Source organism: Streptomyces virginiae, from assembly GCF_041432505.1.
In the GTDB taxonomy this organism is placed as follows: Bacteria; Actinomycetota; Actinomycetes; order Streptomycetales; family Streptomycetaceae; genus Streptomyces; species Streptomyces virginiae_A.
In genome coordinates, this window is the sequence record NZ_CP107871.1 from 5,184,301 (window position 1) to 5,203,822 (window position 19,522).

32 protein-coding genes are annotated in these 19,522 nt (G+C 66.3%); all 32 read left to right on the forward strand.

The genetic code is table 11. The features are described 5' to 3' along the window. The first annotated feature begins 645 nt into the window (after positions 1-645). Entirely contained in the window at positions 646-954 is a 309-nt protein-coding gene (rpsJ, locus tag OG624_RS24205) for a 30S ribosomal protein S10 (RefSeq protein WP_003948644.1), read from the forward strand. 14 nt (positions 955-968) lie between these two features. After that, positions 969-1,613: a 50S ribosomal protein L3 gene (gene rplC, locus OG624_RS24210; protein WP_007265899.1), complete on the forward strand. Its 645-nt coding sequence runs from the start codon at positions 969-971 to the stop codon at positions 1,611-1,613. 4 nt (positions 1,614-1,617) lie between these two features. After that, on the forward strand, positions 1,618-2,268 hold the full coding sequence (rplD, locus tag OG624_RS24215) for a 50S ribosomal protein L4 (protein WP_030725940.1): 651 nt from the start codon (positions 1,618-1,620) through the stop codon (positions 2,266-2,268). Next, on the forward strand, positions 2,268-2,591 hold the full coding sequence (gene rplW, locus OG624_RS24220) for a 50S ribosomal protein L23 (protein ID WP_030154694.1): 324 nt from the start codon (positions 2,268-2,270) through the stop codon (positions 2,589-2,591). The genes rplD and rplW overlap by 1 nt, the downstream gene beginning before the upstream one ends. 39 nt (positions 2,592-2,630) lie before the next feature. Continuing rightward, complete coding sequence (rplB, locus tag OG624_RS24225) at positions 2,631-3,467, forward strand: 50S ribosomal protein L2 (RefSeq protein WP_008739715.1); 837 nt, start codon at positions 2,631-2,633, stop codon at positions 3,465-3,467. Positions 3,468-3,479: 12 nt separating this feature from the next. Then, on the forward strand, positions 3,480-3,761 hold the full coding sequence (gene rpsS / locus OG624_RS24230) for a 30S ribosomal protein S19 (RefSeq protein ID WP_008739713.1): 282 nt from the start codon (positions 3,480-3,482) through the stop codon (positions 3,759-3,761). Between the two features lie 43 nt (positions 3,762-3,804). Then, complete coding sequence (rplV, locus tag OG624_RS24235; protein ID WP_007265904.1) at positions 3,805-4,152, forward strand: 50S ribosomal protein L22; 348 nt, start codon at positions 3,805-3,807, stop codon at positions 4,150-4,152. Continuing rightward, positions 4,152-4,994, forward strand: coding sequence for a 30S ribosomal protein S3 (gene rpsC / locus OG624_RS24240; protein WP_008739710.1), 843 nt, complete (start codon positions 4,152-4,154; stop codon positions 4,992-4,994). Before rplV ends, rpsC begins: the two co-directional genes overlap by 1 nt. A 5-nt stretch (positions 4,995-4,999) precedes the next feature. Beyond that, positions 5,000-5,419, forward strand: coding sequence for a 50S ribosomal protein L16 (rplP, locus tag OG624_RS24245; protein WP_008739704.1), 420 nt, complete (start codon positions 5,000-5,002; stop codon positions 5,417-5,419). Then, on the forward strand, positions 5,419-5,643 hold the full coding sequence (rpmC, locus tag OG624_RS24250; RefSeq protein ID WP_008739703.1) for a 50S ribosomal protein L29: 225 nt from the start codon (positions 5,419-5,421) through the stop codon (positions 5,641-5,643). Before rplP ends, rpmC begins: the two co-directional genes overlap by 1 nt. Then, positions 5,643-5,924, forward strand: a complete 282-nt coding sequence (gene rpsQ, locus OG624_RS24255) for a 30S ribosomal protein S17 (protein WP_030008467.1) — start codon at positions 5,643-5,645, stop codon at positions 5,922-5,924. Before rpmC ends, rpsQ begins: the two co-directional genes overlap by 1 nt. A gap of 105 nt (positions 5,925-6,029) precedes the next feature. Continuing rightward, positions 6,030-6,398 carry a 50S ribosomal protein L14 gene (gene rplN / locus OG624_RS24260; RefSeq protein ID WP_008739701.1) on the forward strand — a complete coding sequence of 123 codons (369 nt, stop codon included), beginning with the start codon at positions 6,030-6,032 and terminating at the stop codon, positions 6,396-6,398. A gap of 2 nt (positions 6,399-6,400) precedes the next feature. Beyond that, positions 6,401-6,712, forward strand: a complete 312-nt coding sequence (gene rplX / locus OG624_RS24265) for a 50S ribosomal protein L24 (RefSeq protein ID WP_030008468.1) — start codon at positions 6,401-6,403, stop codon at positions 6,710-6,712. Then, positions 6,712-7,263, forward strand: coding sequence for a 50S ribosomal protein L5 (gene rplE, locus OG624_RS24270; RefSeq protein ID WP_033225059.1), 552 nt, complete (start codon positions 6,712-6,714; stop codon positions 7,261-7,263). The genes rplX and rplE overlap by 1 nt, the downstream gene beginning before the upstream one ends. Before the next feature lie 5 nt (positions 7,264-7,268). After that, positions 7,269-7,454, forward strand: a complete 186-nt coding sequence (locus tag OG624_RS24275) for a type Z 30S ribosomal protein S14 (RefSeq protein ID WP_003956452.1) — start codon at positions 7,269-7,271, stop codon at positions 7,452-7,454. Positions 7,455-7,676: 222 nt separating this feature from the next. Then, positions 7,677-8,075, forward strand: coding sequence for a 30S ribosomal protein S8 (rpsH, locus tag OG624_RS24280; RefSeq protein WP_007265911.1), 399 nt, complete (start codon positions 7,677-7,679; stop codon positions 8,073-8,075). A gap of 20 nt (positions 8,076-8,095) precedes the next feature. After that, on the forward strand, positions 8,096-8,635 hold the full coding sequence (gene rplF / locus OG624_RS24285; protein ID WP_030008470.1) for a 50S ribosomal protein L6: 540 nt from the start codon (positions 8,096-8,098) through the stop codon (positions 8,633-8,635). A gap of 2 nt (positions 8,636-8,637) precedes the next feature. Further along, positions 8,638-9,021, forward strand: coding sequence for a 50S ribosomal protein L18 (gene rplR / locus OG624_RS24290; RefSeq protein WP_030008471.1), 384 nt, complete (start codon positions 8,638-8,640; stop codon positions 9,019-9,021). Positions 9,022-9,066: 45 nt separating this feature from the next. Further along, complete coding sequence (gene rpsE, locus OG624_RS24295; protein ID WP_030388857.1) at positions 9,067-9,669, forward strand: 30S ribosomal protein S5; 603 nt, start codon at positions 9,067-9,069, stop codon at positions 9,667-9,669. After that, positions 9,669-9,851: a 50S ribosomal protein L30 gene (rpmD, locus tag OG624_RS24300; protein WP_005313525.1), complete on the forward strand. Its 183-nt coding sequence runs from the start codon at positions 9,669-9,671 to the stop codon at positions 9,849-9,851. The genes rpsE and rpmD overlap by 1 nt, the downstream gene beginning before the upstream one ends. 2 nt (positions 9,852-9,853) lie before the next feature. Further along, positions 9,854-10,309, forward strand: coding sequence for a 50S ribosomal protein L15 (gene rplO / locus OG624_RS24305; RefSeq protein WP_030008473.1), 456 nt, complete (start codon positions 9,854-9,856; stop codon positions 10,307-10,309). A 187-nt stretch (positions 10,310-10,496) separates the two neighbouring features. Then, positions 10,497-11,810, forward strand: coding sequence for a preprotein translocase subunit SecY (gene secY, locus OG624_RS24310; RefSeq protein WP_033225062.1), 1,314 nt, complete (start codon positions 10,497-10,499; stop codon positions 11,808-11,810). Continuing rightward, complete coding sequence (locus tag OG624_RS24315) at positions 11,810-12,457, forward strand: adenylate kinase (protein ID WP_030767309.1); 648 nt, start codon at positions 11,810-11,812, stop codon at positions 12,455-12,457. Before secY ends, OG624_RS24315 begins: the two co-directional genes overlap by 1 nt. A gap of 103 nt (positions 12,458-12,560) precedes the next feature. Continuing rightward, positions 12,561-13,412, forward strand: coding sequence for a type I methionyl aminopeptidase (gene map, locus OG624_RS24320; protein WP_161289540.1), 852 nt, complete (start codon positions 12,561-12,563; stop codon positions 13,410-13,412). A gap of 138 nt (positions 13,413-13,550) precedes the next feature. Then, on the forward strand, positions 13,551-13,772 hold the full coding sequence (gene infA, locus OG624_RS24325) for a translation initiation factor IF-1 (RefSeq protein WP_003956442.1): 222 nt from the start codon (positions 13,551-13,553) through the stop codon (positions 13,770-13,772). Positions 13,773-13,845: 73 nt separating this feature from the next. Further along, positions 13,846-13,959 carry a 50S ribosomal protein L36 gene (gene rpmJ, locus OG624_RS24330; RefSeq protein ID WP_003956441.1) on the forward strand — a complete coding sequence of 38 codons (114 nt, stop codon included), beginning with the start codon at positions 13,846-13,848 and terminating at the stop codon, positions 13,957-13,959. A 201-nt stretch (positions 13,960-14,160) separates the two neighbouring features. Next, positions 14,161-14,541: a 30S ribosomal protein S13 gene (gene rpsM, locus OG624_RS24335; RefSeq protein ID WP_007265919.1), complete on the forward strand. Its 381-nt coding sequence runs from the start codon at positions 14,161-14,163 to the stop codon at positions 14,539-14,541. Between the two features lie 54 nt (positions 14,542-14,595). Beyond that, entirely contained in the window at positions 14,596-15,000 is a 405-nt protein-coding gene (gene rpsK, locus OG624_RS24340) for a 30S ribosomal protein S11 (protein ID WP_003956432.1), read from the forward strand. Between the two features lie 207 nt (positions 15,001-15,207). Next, positions 15,208-16,230 (forward strand): DNA-directed RNA polymerase subunit alpha, encoded by a 1,023-nt coding sequence (locus OG624_RS24345; RefSeq protein WP_008739666.1) that lies wholly within the window; start codon positions 15,208-15,210, stop codon positions 16,228-16,230. A 141-nt stretch (positions 16,231-16,371) separates the two neighbouring features. Continuing rightward, positions 16,372-16,833 (forward strand): 50S ribosomal protein L17, encoded by a 462-nt coding sequence (gene rplQ, locus OG624_RS24350; RefSeq protein WP_030154710.1) that lies wholly within the window; start codon positions 16,372-16,374, stop codon positions 16,831-16,833. Positions 16,834-16,932: 99 nt separating this feature from the next. Next, positions 16,933-17,784 (forward strand): tRNA pseudouridine(38-40) synthase TruA, encoded by an 852-nt coding sequence (truA, locus tag OG624_RS24355; RefSeq protein ID WP_033225067.1) that lies wholly within the window; start codon positions 16,933-16,935, stop codon positions 17,782-17,784. Positions 17,785-17,841: 57 nt separating this feature from the next. Then, positions 17,842-19,470, forward strand: a complete 1,629-nt coding sequence (locus tag OG624_RS24360; RefSeq protein ID WP_033225069.1) for an ABC-F family ATP-binding cassette domain-containing protein — start codon at positions 17,842-17,844, stop codon at positions 19,468-19,470. The last annotated feature ends 52 nt before the right edge of the window (positions 19,471-19,522 follow it).

Consider the following 19,522-nt stretch of genomic DNA (forward strand, 5'->3'; position numbering starts at 1 on the left):
AGAGCCGGCACAACCCCCCGGCCGGCCGGCACGTCGACCGGGACGTCCGCGAGCACGAGTACGTGATCTGGCGCCGCGGCCGATCCCCGCGCCGCGGGAATCGCGGAACGGGTGGACCCCGGCCGCACCGGCCGGGGTCCACCCGTTCTCCGTCCGCCTGTTCCACGCCCACCTGACCAGGGGAGGGCCCCGGCGGCAGAAGGGCGTGGTGCAGTTTGACCACTCAGCGTGGCGGGGTATTCTCTTCCGCCCGATTGGCCAGGTACGTGCCTCGTATGGCAGACTACTCAAGTTGCTCGGCTGAGTGCCGATGCTGCGCGCCTCCCGCCGGGAGGACCGGAAGCGAGTCCCACAGTACTCGTCGTCCTTAATCTGCCTCTCGGGGCAGCAATGGGGACGGACGTACGGGAATCTTCTGGGAAGTGTCAGCACGGTGCCCACCAGGCACTCGGTGGGTGTTTCTCCCCCGAATCGCGGTCACAGGGACCGTACCCCCTTGGACGAGGGAATTTCCGTATGGGAATTTTCTGTAGAGGGAGTGCGACACGCCCGACCGCGTGGGTCGGAGGAGAGGCCGCGGGATCCGTCCCGCAGCCGACCGGGAGCCAGAGCGTTTCCACATAGAGACAGGACTACGGAGTAGCCATGGCGGGACAGAAGATCCGCATCCGGCTCAAGGCCTACGACCACGAGGTCATCGATTCCTCGGCGAAGAAGATCGTCGAGACGGTGACGCGCACTGGTGCGTCGGTCGCGGGCCCGGTGCCGCTGCCCACTGAGAAGAACGTGTACTGCGTCATCAAGTCGCCGCACAAGTACAAGGACTCGCGCGAGCACTTCGAGATGCGCACGCACAAGCGCCTGATCGACATCCTCGACCCGACCCCCAAGACCGTTGACTCGCTGATGCGCCTGGACCTTCCGGCCGGCGTTGACATCGAGATCAAGCTCTGAGAGGCGTCGAGAAGATGGCAAAGCAGATCAAGGGCGTCCTGGGCGAGAAGCTCGGCATGACCCAGGTCTGGGACGAGAACAACCGTGTCGTCCCGGTGACCGTGGTCAAGGCCGGACCCTGCGTCGTTACCCAGGTCCGTACGAACGACATCGACGGCTACGAGTCGGTCCAGATCGCCTTCGGCGAGATCGACCCGCGCAAGGTGAACAAGCCCCTCAAGGGCCACTTCGCCAAGGCCGACGTGACCCCCCGCCGCCACCTGGTGGAGCTCCGCACCTCCGACGCCAGCGAGTACACGCTCGGCCAGGAGATCACTGCTGAGGTGTTCGAGTCCGGCGTCAAGGTTGACGTCACGGGCAACAGCAAGGGCAAGGGCTTCGCCGGTGTCATGAAGCGGCACAACTTCCGGGGCCTCGGCGCCGGTCACGGTGTGCAGCGCAAGCACCGCTCCCCCGGTTCGATCGGTGGCTGCGCCACCCCTGGGCGTGTCTTCAAGGGCATGCGCATGGCCGGTCGTATGGGTAACGAGCGCGTCACCACCCAGAACCTGACCATCCACGCGGTTGACGCGGAGAAGGGTCTGCTCCTCATCAAGGGCGCAGTCCCCGGTCCGAACGGCGGCCTCGTCCTGGTCCGTACCGCGGCCAAGGGGGCTTGAGGTAATGAGCACCATTGACATCCTTTCGCCGGCAGGCGACAAGGCCGGTACCGTCGAGCTCCCCGCGGAGATCTTCGACGCGAAGACCAGCGTTCCGCTGATCCACCAGGTCGTTGTCGCTCAGCTGGCTGCTGCCCGTCAGGGCACGCACAAGACCAAGCGTCGCGGCGAAGTCCGTGGTGGTGGCCGCAAGCCGTACCGCCAGAAGGGCACCGGCCGTGCGCGCCAGGGTTCGACCCGTGCGCCGCAGTTCGTCGGCGGTGGCGTTGTCCACGGCCCGCAGCCGCGTGACTACTCCCAGCGGACCCCGAAGAAGATGAAGGCCGCCGCCCTCCGCGGTGCCCTCTCGGACCGTGCGCGTCACTCCCGCATCCACGTCATCACCGGCGTGGTCGAGGGTGCCGCCTCCACGAAGGCCGCCAAGACGCTGTTCGGCAAGATCTCGGAGCGCAAGAACCTGCTCCTGGTCGTCGACCGCGCCGACGAGGCCGCGTGGCTGTCCGCCCGCAACCTGCCCCAGGTTCACATCCTGGAGCCGGGCCAGCTGAACACGTACGACGTGATCGTCTCTGACGACGTGGTCTTCACTCAGGCCGCTTTCGAGTCCTTCGTGTCTGGCCCCAAGGCCGATGAGACCGAAGGGAGCGACGCCTGATGTCTGAGGCGACCGTTACCAGCAAGACCTTCACTGACCCGCGCGACCTGCTGATCAAGCCGGTTGTCTCGGAGAAGAGCTACGCGCTGCTGGACGAGAACAAGTACACGTTCATCGTCGCGCCCGGCTCCAACAAGACCCAGATCAAGCAGGCCGTGGAAGCGGTCTTCGGGGTCAAGGTCACCGGGGTCAACACGATCAACCGTCAGGGTAAGCGCAAGCGCACCAAGACCGGTTTCGGCAAGCGCGCTGACACCAAGCGCGCCATCGTGACCCTCGCTGAGGGCGACCGAATCGACATCTTCGGCGGCCAGGCCTCCTAACGGAGGTCTAGTCGTCCGGAATCGGACGAGGACTGAGAAATGGGTATCCGCAAGTACAAGCCGACGACCCCGGGCCGTCGTGGCTCCAGCGTCGCCGACTTTGTCGAGATCACGCGGTCCACGCCGGAGAAGTCGCTGGTTCGCCCCCTGCACAGCAAGGGCGGCCGTAACAACACCGGTCGGATCACCGTTCGCCACCAGGGTGGTGGACACAAGCGCGCCTACCGCGTGATCGACTTCCGTCGTCACGACAAGGACGGCGTGCCGGCCAAGGTCGCGCACATCGAGTACGACCCCAACCGCACCGCGCGCATCGCGCTCCTGCACTACGCGGACGGCGAGAAGCGCTACATCATCGCGCCGAAGGCTCTGAAGCAGGGCGACCGGATTGAGAACGGCCCCACGGCCGACATCAAGCCCGGTAACAACCTCGCGCTTCGCAACATCCCGGTCGGTACCACGATCCACGCGATCGAGCTCCGTCCCGGTGGTGGCGCCAAGTTCGCCCGTTCCGCGGGTGCCTCCGTGCAGCTGCTGGCGAAGGAGGGCACCATGGCCCACCTTCGTATGCCGTCCGGTGAGATCCGTCTCGTCGACGCGCGCTGCCGCGCCACGGTCGGCGAGGTCGGCAACGCCGAGCAGTCGAACATCAACTGGGGCAAGGCCGGCCGTATGCGCTGGAAGGGCGTTCGCCCGTCCGTCCGCGGTGTCGCGATGAACCCGGTTGACCACCCGCACGGTGGTGGTGAGGGCAAGACCAGTGGTGGTCGCCACCCGGTCTCCCCGTGGGGTCAGAAGGAGGGTCGTACTCGCTCGCCGAAGAAGGCTTCGAGCAAGTACATCGTCCGCCGCCGCAAGACGAACAAGAAGCGCTAGGAGCGGGTTTAGATGCCGCGCAGTCTCAAGAAGGGGCCCTTCGTCGACGACCACCTCGTAAAGAAGGTGGACGTCCAGAACGAAGCCGGCACCAAGAACGTCATCAAGACCTGGTCCCGTCGCTCGATGATCATCCCCAGCATGCTGGGTCACACCATCGCGGTGCACAACGGCAAGACCCACGTCCCGGTGTTCGTCACCGAGTCGATGGTCGGCCACAAGCTCGGCGAGTTCTCGCCGACTCGCACCTTCCGCGGCCACGTCAAGGACGACCGGAAGTCGAAGCGCCGCTAAAGGCGGGGTGGTTACGACTATGACTTACACCGAAGGGACAACCATGGAAGCCAGGGCCCAGGCGCGGTACATCCGCGTCACGCCCATGAAGGCCCGCCGAGTGGTGGACCTTATCCGTGGCATGGATGCCACGGAGGCTCAGGCGGTCCTGCGTTTCGCCCCGCAGGCCGCGAGCGTGCCGGTTGGCAAGGTGCTTGACAGCGCCATCGCCAACGCCGCACACAACTACAACCACCCGGACGCCTCCACGCTGGTCATCAGCGAGGCGTACGTGGACGAGGGCCCGACCCTGAAGCGGTTCCGTCCGCGTGCCCAGGGCCGTGCCTACCGGATCCGCAAGCGGACCAGCCACATCACCGTGGTCGTCAGCAGCAAGGAAGGTTCCCGGTAATGGGCCAGAAGGTAAACCCGCACGGGTTCCGGCTCGGCATCACCACCGACTTCAAGTCGCGTTGGTACGCCGACAAGCTGTACAAGGACTACGTCAAGGAAGACGTCGCCATCCGCAGGATGATGACGTCCGGCATGGAGCGCGCCGGCATCTCGAAGGTTGAGATCGAGCGCACCCGTGACCGCGTGCGTGTGGACATCCACACCGCTCGTCCGGGCATCGTCATCGGCCGCCGTGGCGCCGAGGCCGACCGCATCCGCGGTGACCTCGAGAAGCTCACGGGCAAGCAGGTCCAGCTGAACATCCTCGAGGTCAAGAACCCCGAGCTCGATGCCCAGCTGGTCGCCCAGGCCGTTGCCGAGCAGCTCTCCTCCCGCGTCTCCTTCCGTCGCGCCATGCGTAAGAGCATGCAGGGCACGATGAAGGCCGGCGCCAAGGGCATCAAGATCCAGTGTGGCGGTCGTCTCGGCGGCGCCGAGATGTCCCGCTCCGAGTTCTACCGCGAGGGTCGTGTGCCGCTGCACACGCTGCGCGCGAACGTGGACTACGGCTTCTTCGAGGCCAAGACCACCTTCGGCCGTATCGGTGTGAAGGTCTGGATCTACAAGGGCGACGTCAAGAACATCGCCGAGGTTCGCGCCGAGAACGCTGCGGCCCGTGCGGGTAACCGCCCGGCCCGTGGCGCGCAGGGCGCTGGCGACCGTCCCGCCGGCCGTGGTGGCCGTGGTGGCGAGCGCGGCGGCCGTGGTGGCCGCAAGCCGCAGCAGGCTGCTGGTGCCGAGGCCCCCAAGGCCGACGCTCCCGCCGCCGCTCCGGCCGAGAGCACCGGAACGGAGGCCTGACCGACATGCTGATCCCTCGTAGGGTCAAGCACCGCAAGCAGCACCACCCGAAGCGCAGCGGTATGGCCAAGGGCGGTACTGAGGTCACGTTCGGCGAGTACGGTATCCAGGCGCTGACCCCGGCGTATGTGACGAACCGTCAGATCGAGGCGGCTCGTATTGCGATGACCCGCCACATCAAGCGTGGCGGCAAGGTCTGGATCAACATCTACCCGGACCGCCCGCTGACGAAGAAGCCTGCCGAGACCCGCATGGGTTCCGGTAAGGGTTCTCCTGAGTGGTGGATCGCCAACGTGCACCCGGGCCGGGTCATGTTCGAGCTGTCCTACCCGAACGAGAAGATTGCTCGTGAGGCGCTCACCCGCGCTGCTCACAAGCTTCCGATGAAGTGCCGGATTGTTCGGCGCGAGGCAGGTGAGTCGTGATGGCGACGGGAACCAAGGCGTCCGAGCTGCGTGAGCTCGGCAACGAGGAGCTCGTTGGCAAGCTGCGCGAGGCCAAGGAGGAGCTGTTCAAGCTCCGCTTCCAGGCGGCCACGGGTCAGCTGGAGAACAACGGCCGGCTCAAGTCCGTCCGTAAGGACATCGCTCGCATCTACACCCTGATGCACGAGCGTGAGCTCGGTATCGAGACGGTGGAGAGCGCCTGATGAGCGAGAACAACGTGACTGAGAAGACCGAGCGCGGTTTCCGCAAGACCCGTGAGGGTCTGGTCGTCAGCGACAAGATGGACAAGACCGTCGTCGTCGCCGTCGAGGACCGCGTGAAGCACGCCCTGTACGGCAAGGTCATCCGCCGTACGAACAAGCTCAAGGCTCACGACGAGCAGAACGCTGCCGGCGTCGGCGACCGCGTCCTCATCATGGAGACGCGTCCGCTGTCGGCGAGCAAGCGCTGGCGCATCGTCGAGATCCTCGAGAAGGCCAAGTAATTATCTGAGGGGTTTCCCTCAGGTTCGTTCCGCCAGGCTCGGTGGGGGCGACGCTCTCCGGAGTGAAGCCCCCGCCGGGAACCGGCAGACAAACAGGAGATACACGTGATCCAGCAGGAGTCGCGACTGCGTATCGCCGACAACACTGGTGCCAAGGAAATCCTTTGCATCCGTGTTCTCGGTGGTTCCGGTCGCCGCTACGCGGGCATCGGTGACGTCATCGTCGCCACCGTCAAGGACGCGATCCCCGGTGGCAACGTGAAGAAGGGTGACGTCGTCAAGGCGGTCATCGTTCGCACCGTCAAGGAGCGTCGCCGCCAGGACGGCTCGTACATCCGCTTTGACGAGAACGCCGCCGTCATTCTCAAGAACGACGGCGACCCTCGCGGCACCCGTATCTTCGGCCCGGTGGGCCGTGAGCTGCGCGAGAAGAAGTTCATGAAGATCATCTCGCTCGCGCCGGAGGTGCTGTAAGCATGAAGATCAAGAAGGGCGACCTGGTCCAGGTCATCACCGGTAAGGACAAGGGCAAGCAGGGCAAGGTCATCGTTGCCTTCCCCGCCGACAACCGTGTCCTCGTCGAGGGTGTCAACCGGGTCAAGAAGCACACCAAGGCTGCGCAGAACCAGGCCGGTGGCATTGTGATCACCGAGGCCCCGGTCCACGTCAGCAACGTTCAGCTGGTTGTGGAGAAGGACGGCAAGAAGGTCGTCACCCGCGTCGGCTACCGCTTCGACGACGAGGGCAACAAGATCCGCGTTGCCAAGCGGACGGGTGAGGACATCTGATGGCTACCACTCCGCGTCTCAAGACGAAGTACCGCGAGGACATCACGGGCAAGCTGCGTGAGGAGTTCTCCTACGAGAACGTCATGCAGATCCCCGGCCTCGTGAAGATCGTGGTCAACATGGGTGTGGGCGACGCCGCCCGCGACTCCAAGCTGATCGACGGCGCCATCCGCGACCTGACGACGATCACCGGTCAGAAGCCGGCCGTCACGAAGGCCCGCAAGTCCATCGCGCAGTTCAAGCTGCGCGAGGGTCAGCCGATCGGCTGCCACGTCACCCTCCGTGGTGACCGCATGTGGGAGTTCCTGGACCGTACGCTGTCGCTCGCGCTGCCGCGTATCCGTGACTTCCGTGGTCTGTCGCCGAAGCAGTTCGACGGCCGTGGTAACTACACCTTCGGTCTCACGGAGCAGGTCATGTTCCACGAGATCGACCAGGACAAGATCGACCGTACCCGGGGTATGGACATCACCGTGGTCACCACGGCGACCAACGACGACGAGGGCCGTGCCCTCCTTCGTCACCTCGGCTTCCCCTTCAAGGAGGCGTAAGCGAGATGGCGAAGAAGGCTCTCATCGCGAAGGCTGCCCGCAAGCCCAAGTTCGGTGTGCGTGCGTACACCCGCTGCCAGCGCTGCGGTCGCCCCCACTCCGTGTACCGCAAGTTCGGCCTGTGCCGCGTGTGCCTTCGTGAGATGGCTCACCGTGGCGAGCTGCCGGGCGTGACCAAGAGCTCCTGGTAATTCCCTTCCGTCCGTAAGGACTTGGGAAGTACCAGAGACTCTCGGTAAGCATCTGGTCGGTGGGTGCCCAGCACCGCATGCCGTAGGCTTGTGGGGTTGGGCGTCCACCGCCCTGTCGACTTACTACGCCGTAGGTCCCCGCACCGCACCCGTCCCGCCACTGAGTGGGGAGAGGGATGGCGCATACAGGAAACCCCGGCGAGAGAGGCCGAAGGCCACTTCATGACCATGACTGACCCGATCGCAGACATGCTGACCCGTCTGCGTAACGCTAACTCGGCGTACCACGACACCGTCGTGATGCCGCACAGCAAGATCAAGTCGCACATCGCAGAGATCCTCAAGCAGGAGGGTTTCATCACCGGCTGGAAGGTCGAGGACGCCGAGGTCGGTAAGAACCTCGTCCTCGAGCTGAAGTTCGGGCCGAACCGTGAGCGCTCCATCGCGGGCATCAAGCGGATCTCGAAGCCCGGTCTGCGCGTGTACGCGAAGTCCACCAACCTGCCGAAGGTGCTCGGCGGCCTGGGCGTGGCGATCATCTCCACGTCGCACGGTCTGCTCACCGGCCAGCAGGCAGGCAAGAAGGGCGTAGGTGGGGAAGTCCTCGCCTACGTCTGGTAGTCGGGAACGGAGGAAAAGCAATGTCGCGAATCGGCAAGCTCCCCATCCAGGTTCCCGCCGGTGTGGACGTCACCATCGATGGCAGCACGGTTGCGGTGAAGGGCCCCAAGGGTTCCCTCTCCCACACCGTCAAGGCTCCCATCGCCGTTGTTAAGGGCGAGGACGGCGTTCTGAACGTCACCCGTCCGAACGACGAGCGTCAGAACAAGGCCCTGCACGGCCTGTCCCGCACGCTGGTGGCGAACATGATCACCGGTGTGACCACGGGATACGTCAAGGCTCTCGAGATCAGCGGTGTCGGTTACCGTGTCCTGGCGAAGGGCTCCAACCTGGAGTTCCAGCTGGGTTACAGCCACCCGATCCTGGTGGAGGCGCCCGAGGGCATCTCCTTCAAGGTCGAGTCGCCGACCAAGTTCACGGTCGAGGGCATCGACAAGCAGAAGGTCGGCGAGGTCGCCGCCAACATCCGCAAGCTGCGGAAGCCCGACCCGTACAAGGCCAAGGGTGTCAAGTACGCCGGCGAAGTCATCCGCCGCAAGGTCGGAAAGGCTGGTAAGTAGCCATGGCATACGGTGTGAAGATCGCCAAGGGCGACGCGTACAAGCGCGCTGCCAAGGCTCGCCGCCACATCCGCATCCGCAAGAACGTCTCGGGTACGGCGGAGCGTCCGCGCCTCGTCGTGACGCGTTCGAACCGCAACATCGTTGCTCAGGTCATCGACGACCTCCAGGGTCACACCCTGGCGTCGGCGTCGACCCTGGACGCTTCGATCCGCGGTGGCGAAGGCGACAAGAGCTCGCAGGCCCAGGCTGTCGGCGCGCTCGTCGCCGAGCGTGCCAAGGCTGCGGGTGTCGAGACCGTCGTGTTCGACCGCGGTGGCAACCGATACGCCGGGCGCATTGCCGCTCTGGCTGACGCCGCCCGCGAAGCCGGGCTGAAGTTCTAAGCCCCGGTTCCGGGACTCACGGACGTAACAGAGAGAGGTAATCCAATGGCTGGACCCCAGCGCCGCGGAAGCGGTGCCGGTGGCGGCGAGCGGCGGGACCGGAAGGGTCGCGACGGTGGCCCTGCCGCCGAGAAGACCGCTTACGTTGAGCGCGTTGTCGCGATCAACCGCGTCGCCAAGGTTGTCAAGGGTGGTCGCCGCTTCAGCTTCACCGCGCTGGTCGTGGTGGGCGACGGTGACGGCACTGTAGGTGTCGGTTACGGCAAGGCCAAGGAAGTTCCCGCGGCCATCGCCAAGGGTGTCGAGGAAGCCAAGAAGAACTTCTTCAAGGTTCCGCGCATCCAGGGCACCATCCCTCACCCGATCCAGGGCGAGAAGGCTGCGGGCGTCGTCCTGCTGAAGCCTGCTTCCCCCGGTACCGGTGTTATCGCCGGTGGCCCGGTGCGCGCCGTTCTGGAGTGCGCCGGCGTTCACGACATCCTGTCGAAGTCCCTGGGCTCCGACAACGCGATCAACATCGTGCACGCGACCGTGGCGGCCCTCCAGGGCCTGCAGCGTCCCGAGGAGATCGCGGCTCGCCGTGGTCTGCCCCTCGAGGACGTCGCCCCCGCGGCTCTGCTTCGTGCACGTGCTGGGGCGGGTGCGTAATGGCTCGCCTCAAGATCACGCAGACGAAGTCGTACATCGGCAGCAAGCAGAACCACCGCGACACGCTGCGTTCGCTCGGGCTCAAGCGCCTGAACGACGTCGTCGTCAAGGAGGACCGCCCCGAGTTCCGCGGAATGGTTCACACCGTCCGCCACCTCGTGACGGTTGAGGAGGTTGACTAATCATGGCTGAGAACAGCCCGCTGAAGGCCCACAACCTCCGTCCCGCCCCCGGCGCCAAGACCGCGAAGACCCGTGTCGGTCGTGGTGAGGCGTCGAAGGGTAAGACGGCCGGTCGTGGTACGAAGGGCCAGAAGGCCCGTTACCAGATCCCGCAGCGCTTCGAGGGTGGGCAGATGCCCCTCCACATGCGCCTGCCGAAGCTCAAGGGCTTCAAGAACCCGTTCCGCACCGAGTTCCAGGTTGTCAACCTGGACAAGCTCGGCGCTCTCTACCCCGAGGGTGGAGAAGTCACGGTGGCCGACCTGGTCGCCAAGGGCGCGGTTCGCAAGAACAGCCTCGTCAAGGTCCTGGGCCAGGGCGAGATCTCCGTGGCGCTGCAGGTTTCGGTTGACGCCGTCTCCGCCTCCGCCAAGGAGAAGATTGCCGCTGCCGGCGGCACCGTCACCGAGCTCGTCTAAGACGATTTCAGTGGCTGAATAGCTCGAAACCCGACCGGGGATGCCTCACATATGGGGCATCCCCGGTCGGTCGTTCCACGGAAGGCACACTCGCCGGTAAGGTGGCGTGCACCTTTGCTTTGTCGTATTCGTCGATCCCTCAGACCGTCACCTCTGACGCAGTAGCGCGGGGGTCGCAGGAGGCACCGTGCTCACCGCGTTCGCCCGGGCGTTCAAGACGCCCGACCTGCGCAAGAAGCTGCTCTTCACGCTCGGCATCATCGTGCTGTTCCGGCTCGGGTCCCACGTCCCGGTACCCGGCGTGAGCTACAAGAACGTTCAGATCTGTGTGGAGCAGGCAGGCAGCAGCAATGGGCTGTTCGGCCTGGTCAACATGTTCAGCGGCGGTGCGCTGCTGCAGATCACGATCTTCGCGCTCGGCATCATGCCCTACATCACGGCGAGCATCATTCTGCAGCTGCTGACCGTGGTCATCCCGAAGCTGGAGACTCTCAAAAAAGAGGGACAGTCCGGCACGGCGAAGATCACTCAGTACACGCGCTATCTGACGGTCGCGCTCGCGATCCTGCAGGGCACGGGCCTCGTCGCCACGGCCCGCACCGGTGCCCTGTTCCAGGGGTGCCAGGCCGCCAGCGAGATCGTTCCCGACCGCTCGATCTTCACCACGGTCGTCATGGTCATCACCATGACCGCCGGTACCTGCGTCGTCATGTGGCTCGGTGAGCTCATCACCGACCGCGGCATCGGCAACGGCATGTCGATCCTCATGTTCATCTCGATCGCCGCCGGCTTCATCGGCGCCCTCTGGCAGATCAAGCTCCAGGGCAAGATCGCTGACGGCTGGGTCGAGTTCGGCGTCGTGATGCTCGTCGGCCTCGCGATGGTGGGCCTGGTGGTCTTCGTCGAGCAGGCGCAGCGCCGGATCCCGGTCCAGTACGCGAAGCGCATGATCGGCCGCCGTGCTTACGGCGGTACCTCGACCTACATCCCGCTCAAGGTGAACCAGGCGGGCATCATCCCCGTCATCTTCGCCTCGTCGCTGCTCTACATCCCGGCACTGGTCGTGCAGTTCAGCGGGTCCCAGGCCGGCTGGGCCACCTGGATCCAGAAGCACTTCGTCAAGGGCGACCACCCGTACTACATCGCCGCCTACTTCCTCCTGATCGTTTTCTTCGCGTTCTTCTACGTGGCGATCTCGTTCAACCCCGAGGAAGTTGCAGACAACATGAAGAAGTATGGTGGGTTCATCCCGGGCATCCGCGCCGGTCGGCCCACCGCCGAGTACCTCAGCTACGTACTCAACCGGATCACCTGGCCGGGGTCGCTGTACCTGGGTCTCATCGCTCTTGTGCCGACGATGGCGTTGGCCGGCTTCGGAGCGAACCAGAACTTCCCGTTCGGCGGGACGAGCATCCTGATCATCGTGGGTGTGGGTCTGGAAACCGTGAAGCAGATCGAGAGCCAGCTCCAGCAGCGTAATTACGAAGGGTTCCTCCGCTGATGCGAATCGTCCTCGTTGGACCGCCCGGTGCGGGCAAGGGAACGCAGGCCGCGTTCCTTGCCAAGAACCTGTCGATTCCGCACATCTCCACGGGCGACCTGTTCCGGGCCAACATCAGCCAGGGCACCGACCTGGGCAAGCAGGCGAAGGCGTACATGGACGCCGGCGACCTGGTGCCCGACGAGGTGACCATCGGCATGGCGAAGGACCGTATGGAGCAGCCGGACGCCGTGAACGGCTTCCTGCTCGACGGCTTCCCGCGCAACGTCTCGCAGGCCGAGGCGCTCGACGTGATGCTCCAGGCCGAGGGCATGAAGCTCGACGCCGTCCTCGACCTGGAGGTCGAGGAGGACGAGGTCGTCAAGCGGATCGCCGGTCGGCGCATCTGCCGCAACGACTCCTCGCACGTCTTCCACGTGACGTACGCCCCGCCGAAGGCCGAGGGTGTCTGCGACACCTGCGGTGGCGAGCTGTACCAGCGCGGCGACGACTCCGAGGCCACGGTGCGCAACCGGCTCGAGGTCTACCACACGCAGACCGAGCCGATCATCGACTACTACAAGGCCCAGGGCCTGCTGGTGACCATCCCGGCCCTCGGTGAGGTCGCGGACGTCACGAAGCGCGCGATGGACGCCCTCAAGAAGTAGTAACCCTTTGTGTGCAGGTACGGCCGCGGTGTCCCCAGGGCATCGCGGCCGTACTGTTGAGAAGACCTGAACAACGCAGATCCGAAGGTGGAAGGCATTTCCCATGGTCCAGATCAAGACCCCCGAGCAGATCGCGAAGATGCGCGAGGCAGGGCTGGTCGTCGCGGCGATCCACGCTGCGACCCGTGAGGCGGCCGTGCCGGGCGCCACGACGCGGGATCTGGACATGGTGGCCCGCAAGGTCATCGCCGACGCCGGTGCCAAGTCGAACTTCCTCGGCTACGGCGGCTTCCCCGCGACGATCTGCACCTCGGTGAACGAGGTCGTCGTCCACGGCATCCCGGACGACAAGACGGTCCTCAAGGACGGCGACATCATCTCGATCGACGCGGGCGCGATCGTCGACGGCTGGCACGGCGACGCCGCGTACACCGCCTTCGTCGGCACCGGGCACGCCCCTGAGCTCGTGGAGCTGTCCCGGGTGACCGAGGAGTCCATGTGGGCCGGTATCGCCGCCATGAAGCTCGGCAACCGCCTCGTGGACATCTCCAAGGCGATCGAGACGTACATCAAGCGTCAGCCCCGTCCCTCCACCGGTGAGCACAGCCTCGGCAAGTTCGGGATCATCGAGGACTACGGCGGCCATGGCATCGGGACCGAGATGCACATGGACCCCCACCTGCTGAACTACGTCTCGCGCAAGCGGGGCAAGGGGATCAAGCTCGTGCCGGGCATCTGCCTGGCGATCGAGCCCATGGTCTCCCTGGGCACCGCCCAGACGGAGGTCCTTTCGGACGACTGGACGGTCATCACGACGGACGGCACCTGGTCCTCGCACTGGGAGCACTCCATCGCGCTGACGGAGGCCGGGCCCATCGTCCTGACCAGCCCGGACTGCGGCAAGGCGAAGCTGGCGGAGTACGGAGTCACCACGGCTCCGGACCCCCTCGGTTAATGATCTAGACTCTGGGGCAAACTTTCCGGATTCGTCTTTCTGGGTGCCCTGACGTAGACTGACTCGTCGGCTCTCGTGCACTTCCATGCCTGCATGGCGCACCGAGCCGATCAAGGTAGCCGATTCGAAAGGCGAAGCGTGGCCAAGAAGCAAGGTGCCATCGAAATCGAGGGCACCGTGATCGAGTCCCTCCCGAACGCGATGTTCAAGGTGGAACTCCAGAACGGTCACAAGGTCCTCGCGCACATCAGCGGCAAGATGCGTATGCACTACATTCGCATCCTCCCGGATGACCGGGTCGTTGTGGAGCTGTCTCCGTACGACCTGACGCGTGGCCGGATCGTCTACCGATACAAGTAGATCTTGCTCTCACTCCTGCCTGGGCATCCGTCCCGGTGCGGGTGGTGGCACTGACCCGGAGAACCTCACCAACATGAAGGTCAAGCCGAGCGTCAAGAAGATCTGCGACAAGTGCAAGGTGATCCGCCGTCACGGTCGGGTCATGGTCATCTGCGACAACCTGCGCCACAAGCAGCGCCAGGGCTGACGCACGCCGACCGACCTGCCTTCCGCAGTTCTTCGCGCGACGTAAGAAAAACGTACATACGCAGAACCCGCCCAGCCCTGTACGGGGCCGGCGGTACCTCCGGCGGGGGCCGGGGACCCGGGCGTACCATCACCCACTTTCGGGTGGTCGGCGGTCGGGGTCGGTTCTGCTGAAGACCCCCGAACACACAGGAGCCATTGAATGGCACGCGTTTCCGGTGTTGACATCCCGCGCGAAAAGCGCGTGGAGATCGCACTCACCTACGTCTTCGGTATCGGGCGCACCCGGTCCAAGGAGATCCTCGCCTCGACCGGCGTGAACCCGAACACCCGCGTTCGTGACCTGGCCGAAGAGGACCTCGTCAAGATCCGCGAGTACGTGGACGCCAACCTCCGTACCGAGGGTGACCTCCGCCGCGAGATCCAGGGCGACATCCGCCGCAAGATCGAGATCCAGTGCTACCAGGGCATCCGCCACCGTCGTGGCCTGCCGGTGCACGGTCAGCGCACCAGCACCAACGCGCGTACCCGCAAGGGCCCGCGTCGCGCGATCGCCGGTAAGAAGAAGCCGGGCAAGAAGTAGTCCTGTTCAGCGGTCTTGCGCTGTAGGACCGACCACCTCCCGTAGGAGATTTAGATGCCCCCCAAGGGTCGTCAGGGCGCTGCCAAGAAGGTGCGCCGCAAGGAAAAGAAGAACGTCGCTCACGGGCACGCCCACATCAAGAGCACGTTCAACAACACCATCGTTTCGATCACCGACCCCTCGGGCAACGTGATCTCCTGGGCCTCCGCCGGCCACGTCGGCTTCAAGGGCTCGCGCAAGTCCACCCCCTTCGCCGCGCAGATGGCCGCCGAGTCGGCCGCCCGTCGCGCGCAGGAGCACGGCATGCGCAAGGTTGACGTCTTCGTGAAGGGTCCGGGCTCCGGCCGCGAGACCGCGATCCGCTCCCTCCAGGCCACCGGCCTCGAGGTCGGCTCGATCCAGGACGTCACCCCCACCCCGCACAACGGCTGCCGCCCGCCGAAGCGCCGCCGCGTCTGATCCGGGGCGGCGTTCGACCCCGCTTCCGCGGGGATGATCCGCGCCGCCGCGTCTGACGTAGTGGACGCACCTGTGCGTTCTTGAGTGTCCGGGCGGTACGACCCCTTCGGGGGACGTGCCGCCCGTACCCTTGCAGTAGCCGTACCCCCGGTACGGCATCCCGTCGGGCGTCAAATAGTGGGCGTCCACGAATGAAGGAACACAGACATGCTTATCGCTCAGCGTCCTTCGCTGACCGAAGAGGTCGTCGACGAGTACCGCTCGCGGTTCGTGATCGAGCCGCTGGAGCCGGGCTTCGGTTACACCCTCGGCAACTCCCTGCGTCGTACCCTCCTGTCCTCCATCCCGGGTGCCGCTGTCACCAGCATCCGCGTGGACGGCGTCCTGCACGAGTTCACCACCGTGCCGGGCGTCAAGGAAGACGTCACCGACATCATCCTCAACATCAAGCAGCTGGTCGTCTCCTCGGAGCACGACGAGCCGGTCGTGATGTACCTGCGCAAGCAGGGTCCCGGCCTGGTCACCGCTGCTGACATCGCGCCCCCGGCCGGTGTCGAGGTGCACAACCCGGACCTGGTCCTCGCCACGCTCAACGGCAAGGGCAAGCTGGAGATGGAGCTGACCGTCGAGCGCGGTCGCGGCTACGTCTCCGCCGTCCAGAACAAGCAGCTGGGCCAGGAGATCGGCCGTATCCCGATCGACTCCATCTACAGCCCGGTCCTCAAGGTCACCTACAAGGTCGAGGCGACCCGAGTCGAGCAGCGCACCGACTTCGACAAGCTGATCGTCGACGTCGAGACCAAGCAGGCCATGCGCCCGCGTGACGCCATGGCGTCCGCCGGTAAGACCCTGGTCGAGCTGTTCGGTCTGGCGCGCGAGCTCAACATCGACGCCGAGGGCATCGACATGGGCCCGTCCCCCACGGACGCCGCCCTGGCCGCCGACCTGGCGCTGCCGATCGAGGAGCTCGAGCTCACGGTCCGCTCGTACAACTGCCTCAAGCGCGAGGGCATCCACTCCGTGGGTGAGCTCGTCGCCCGCTCCGAGGCCGACCTGCTCGACATCCGCAACTTCGGTGCGAAGTCGATCGACGAGGTCAAGGCGAAGCTGGCCGGCATGGGCCTGGCCCTCAAGGACAGCCCGCCCGGATTCGACCCGACCGCCGCCGCCGACGCCTTCGGCGCCGACGACGACGCGGACGCCGGTTTCGTCGAGACCGAGCAGTACTGATCCGTCCCGCCGCCGGCGGCCGAGGTCTTCGGACCGTGGTCGCCGGCCGGGCTCGGAACCAAGACTTTCCCGCGGCATCCGCCTCGGGGGAACTGACACCGGTACCTGACACGGCCGGTGCAGATATGAAGGAGTAACACCATGCCGCGTCCCGCAAAGGGTGCCCGTCTGGGCGGCAGCGCCGCGCACGAGAAGCACCTCCTCGCGAACCTCGCGAAGGCGCTCTTCGAGCACGGCCGCATCACCACCACCGAGGCCAAGGCCCGCCGCCTGCGTCCCTACGCCGAGCGTCTGGTCACCAAGGCCAAGAAGGGCGACATCCACAACCGTCGCCTGGTGCTGCAGACGATCACGGACAAGAGCATCGTGCACACGCTGTTCACCGAGATCGCCCCGCGCTACGAGAACCGCCCCGGTGGTTACACGCGCATCACCAAGATCGGCAACCGTCGTGGCGACAACGCCCCGATGGCCGTGATCGAGCTGGTCGAGGCCCTTACGGTCGCCCAGCAGGCCACCGGTGAGGCCGAGGCCGCCACCAAGCGCGCGGTCAAGGAGGCGGAGGCCGTCGAGACCCCCGCCGAGGAGACCAAGGAGGCCTGATCCCTCGGGATCACGCTTGCTTGAACGGCTCTGAACGGGCCCGCCCCCTTCCGGGGCGGGCCCGTTCTGCATATGGGTGCTTCTGAGAGGATCGGTCACGTGAGTGACGAGGTGGAACCCGGGCACGTCCGGGTGCGGCTGGACCTGAGCTACGACGGCAAGGACTTCTCCGGCTGGGCGAAGCAGCGCGTGCTGCGGACCGTCCAGGGCGAGCTGGAGTCGGCCCTGAGGACCGTGATGCGGCTGTCCGAGCCGGTCGAGCTGACCGTGGCCGGGCGGACCGACGCGGGGGTGCACGCCCGCGGGCAGGTCGCACAGTTCGACCTCGCCGAGGAGGTGTGGGCCGAGCACCACGACAAGCTGCTCCGCCGCCTCGCCGGCCGGCTGCCGCACGACGTGCGGGTGTGGAAGGTCGCCGAGGCCCCCGAGGGCTTCAACGCGCGGTTCTCCGCCATCTGGCGCCGCTACGCCTACCGCGTCGGCGACCACCAGGGCGGCGTCGACCCGCTGCGCCGCGGGCACGTGCTGTGGCACCAGTGGCCGCTCGACGTGGACGCCATGAACGAGGCCGCCGCCCCGCTGCTCGGCGAGCACGACTTCGCCGCGTACTGCAAGAAGCGCGAGGGCGCCACGACCATCCGGACCCTCCAGCAGCTCAGCTGGGAGCGCGCCGAGGACGGGATCGTCACCGCGACCGTCCGCGCCGACGCCTTCTGCCACAACATGGTCCGCTCGCTGGTGGGCGCGCTGCTGCACGTCGGCGACGGGCACCGGTCCACCGACTGGCCCGGCAAGGTGCTGGCGGCCGGGGTACGGGATTCCTCGGTGCACGTGGTCAAGCCGCACGGCCTGACCCTGGAGGAGGTCGGCTACCCGGCGGACGAGCTGTTGGCCGCCCGCAGCAAGGAAGCGCGCAACATGCGGACCCTGCCGGCCGCCGGCTGCTGCTGACCGCCCCCGCGGGCGTCCGGCTAATCCGTTTGGGCGGATCGGCGCCGGACCGGGACAATGCCCGGCATGGGACATCTCGAAGCCAGCCACCTGGAGTACTACCTTCCCGACGGGCGGGTACTGCTCCCTGACGTCTCCTTCCGCGTGGGGGAGGGGTCGGTCGCCGCGCTCGTCGGGGCGAACGGGGCCGGCAAGACCACTCTGCTGAAGATGATCTCGGGCGAGCTCCAGCCGCACGGCGGCGGCGTCACCGTCTCCGGCGGCCTCGGCGTGATGTCGCAGTTCGTGGGCTCGGTGCGGGACGAGACGACCGTCCGGGACCTGCTGGTCTCGGTGGCCCAGCCGCGCATCCGGGAGGCCGCGAAGGCCGTGGACCGCGCCGAGCAGCTGATCCTCACGGTGGACGACGAGGCCGCACAGATGGCCTACGCGCAGGCGCTGAGCGACTGGGCGGACGTCCAGGGGTACGAGGCGGAGACCCTGTGGGACGTCTGCACCATGGCCGCGCTGGCGATCCCGTACGACACCGCGCAGTTCCGCGAGGTGCGCACGCTGTCCGGCGGTGAGCAGAAGCGCCTCGTCCTGGAGGCGCTGCTGCGCGGGCCCGACGAGGTGCTGCTGCTCGACGAGCCGGACAACTATCTGGACGTCCCCGGCAAGCGCTGGCTGGAGGAGCAGCTGAAGGCCACCCGCAAGACGGTGCTCTTCGTCTCCCACGACCGGGAGCTGCTGACCCAGGCCGCCGAGAAGATCATCAGCCTGGAGGCGAGCCCGACGGGCTCCGACGTGTGGGTGCACGGCGCGGGCTTCGCCACCTACCACGACGCCCGCAAGGAGCGCTTCGCGCGCTTCGAGGAGCTCAAGCGGCGCTGGGACGAGGAGCACGCGCGGCTGAAGGCGCTGGTGCTGCGACTGCGCAACCAGGCCGCGAGCAGCCCCGACATGGCCTCGCGGTACCGGGCGATGCAGACCCGCTTCCAGAAGTTCGAGGAGGCCGGCCCGCCGCCGGAGCCGCCGCGCGAGCAGGACATCAAGATGCGGCTCAAGGGCGGGCGGACCGGCGTGCGCGCCCTGACCGTGGAGAACCTGGAGCTGACCGGCCTGATGAAGCCCTTCTCCCTGGAGGTCTTCTACGGGGAGCGGGTCGCTGTCCTCGGCTCGAACGGCTCGGGCAAGTCGCACTTCCTGCGCCTGCTGGCGGGCGAGGACGTCAAGCACACCGGTACGTGGAAGCTGGGCGCGCGGGTGGTTCCCGGCCATTTCGCGCAGACCCACGCGCACCCGGAGCTGTTCGGGCGGACCCTCGTCGACATCCTGTGGACGGAGGCGGCCAAGCCGCTGGGGCAGGCCATGGGCGCCCTGCGCCGGTACGAGCTGGAGCGCCAGGGCGACCAGCCGTTCGAGAAGCTCTCGGGCGGGCAGCAGGCGCGCTTCCAGATCCTGCTGCTGGAGCTGGCGGGCACCACGGCGCTGCTGCTGGACGAGCCGACGGACAACCTGGACCTGGAGTCGGCGGAGGCCCTGCAGGACGGTCTGGAGGCGTACGACGGCACCGTTCTGTGCGTCACGCACGACAGGTGGTTCTCGCGCACATTCGACCGCTACCTGGTCTTCGGTTCGGACGGTGTTGTGCGGGAGACTCAGGAACCCGTCTGGGACGAACGTAGAGTCGAACGCAAGCGCTAGGGGGAGACCGACCGTCGCCCCCTCGGTCGAGTGAGGGGCAGGCGTCGTGGGG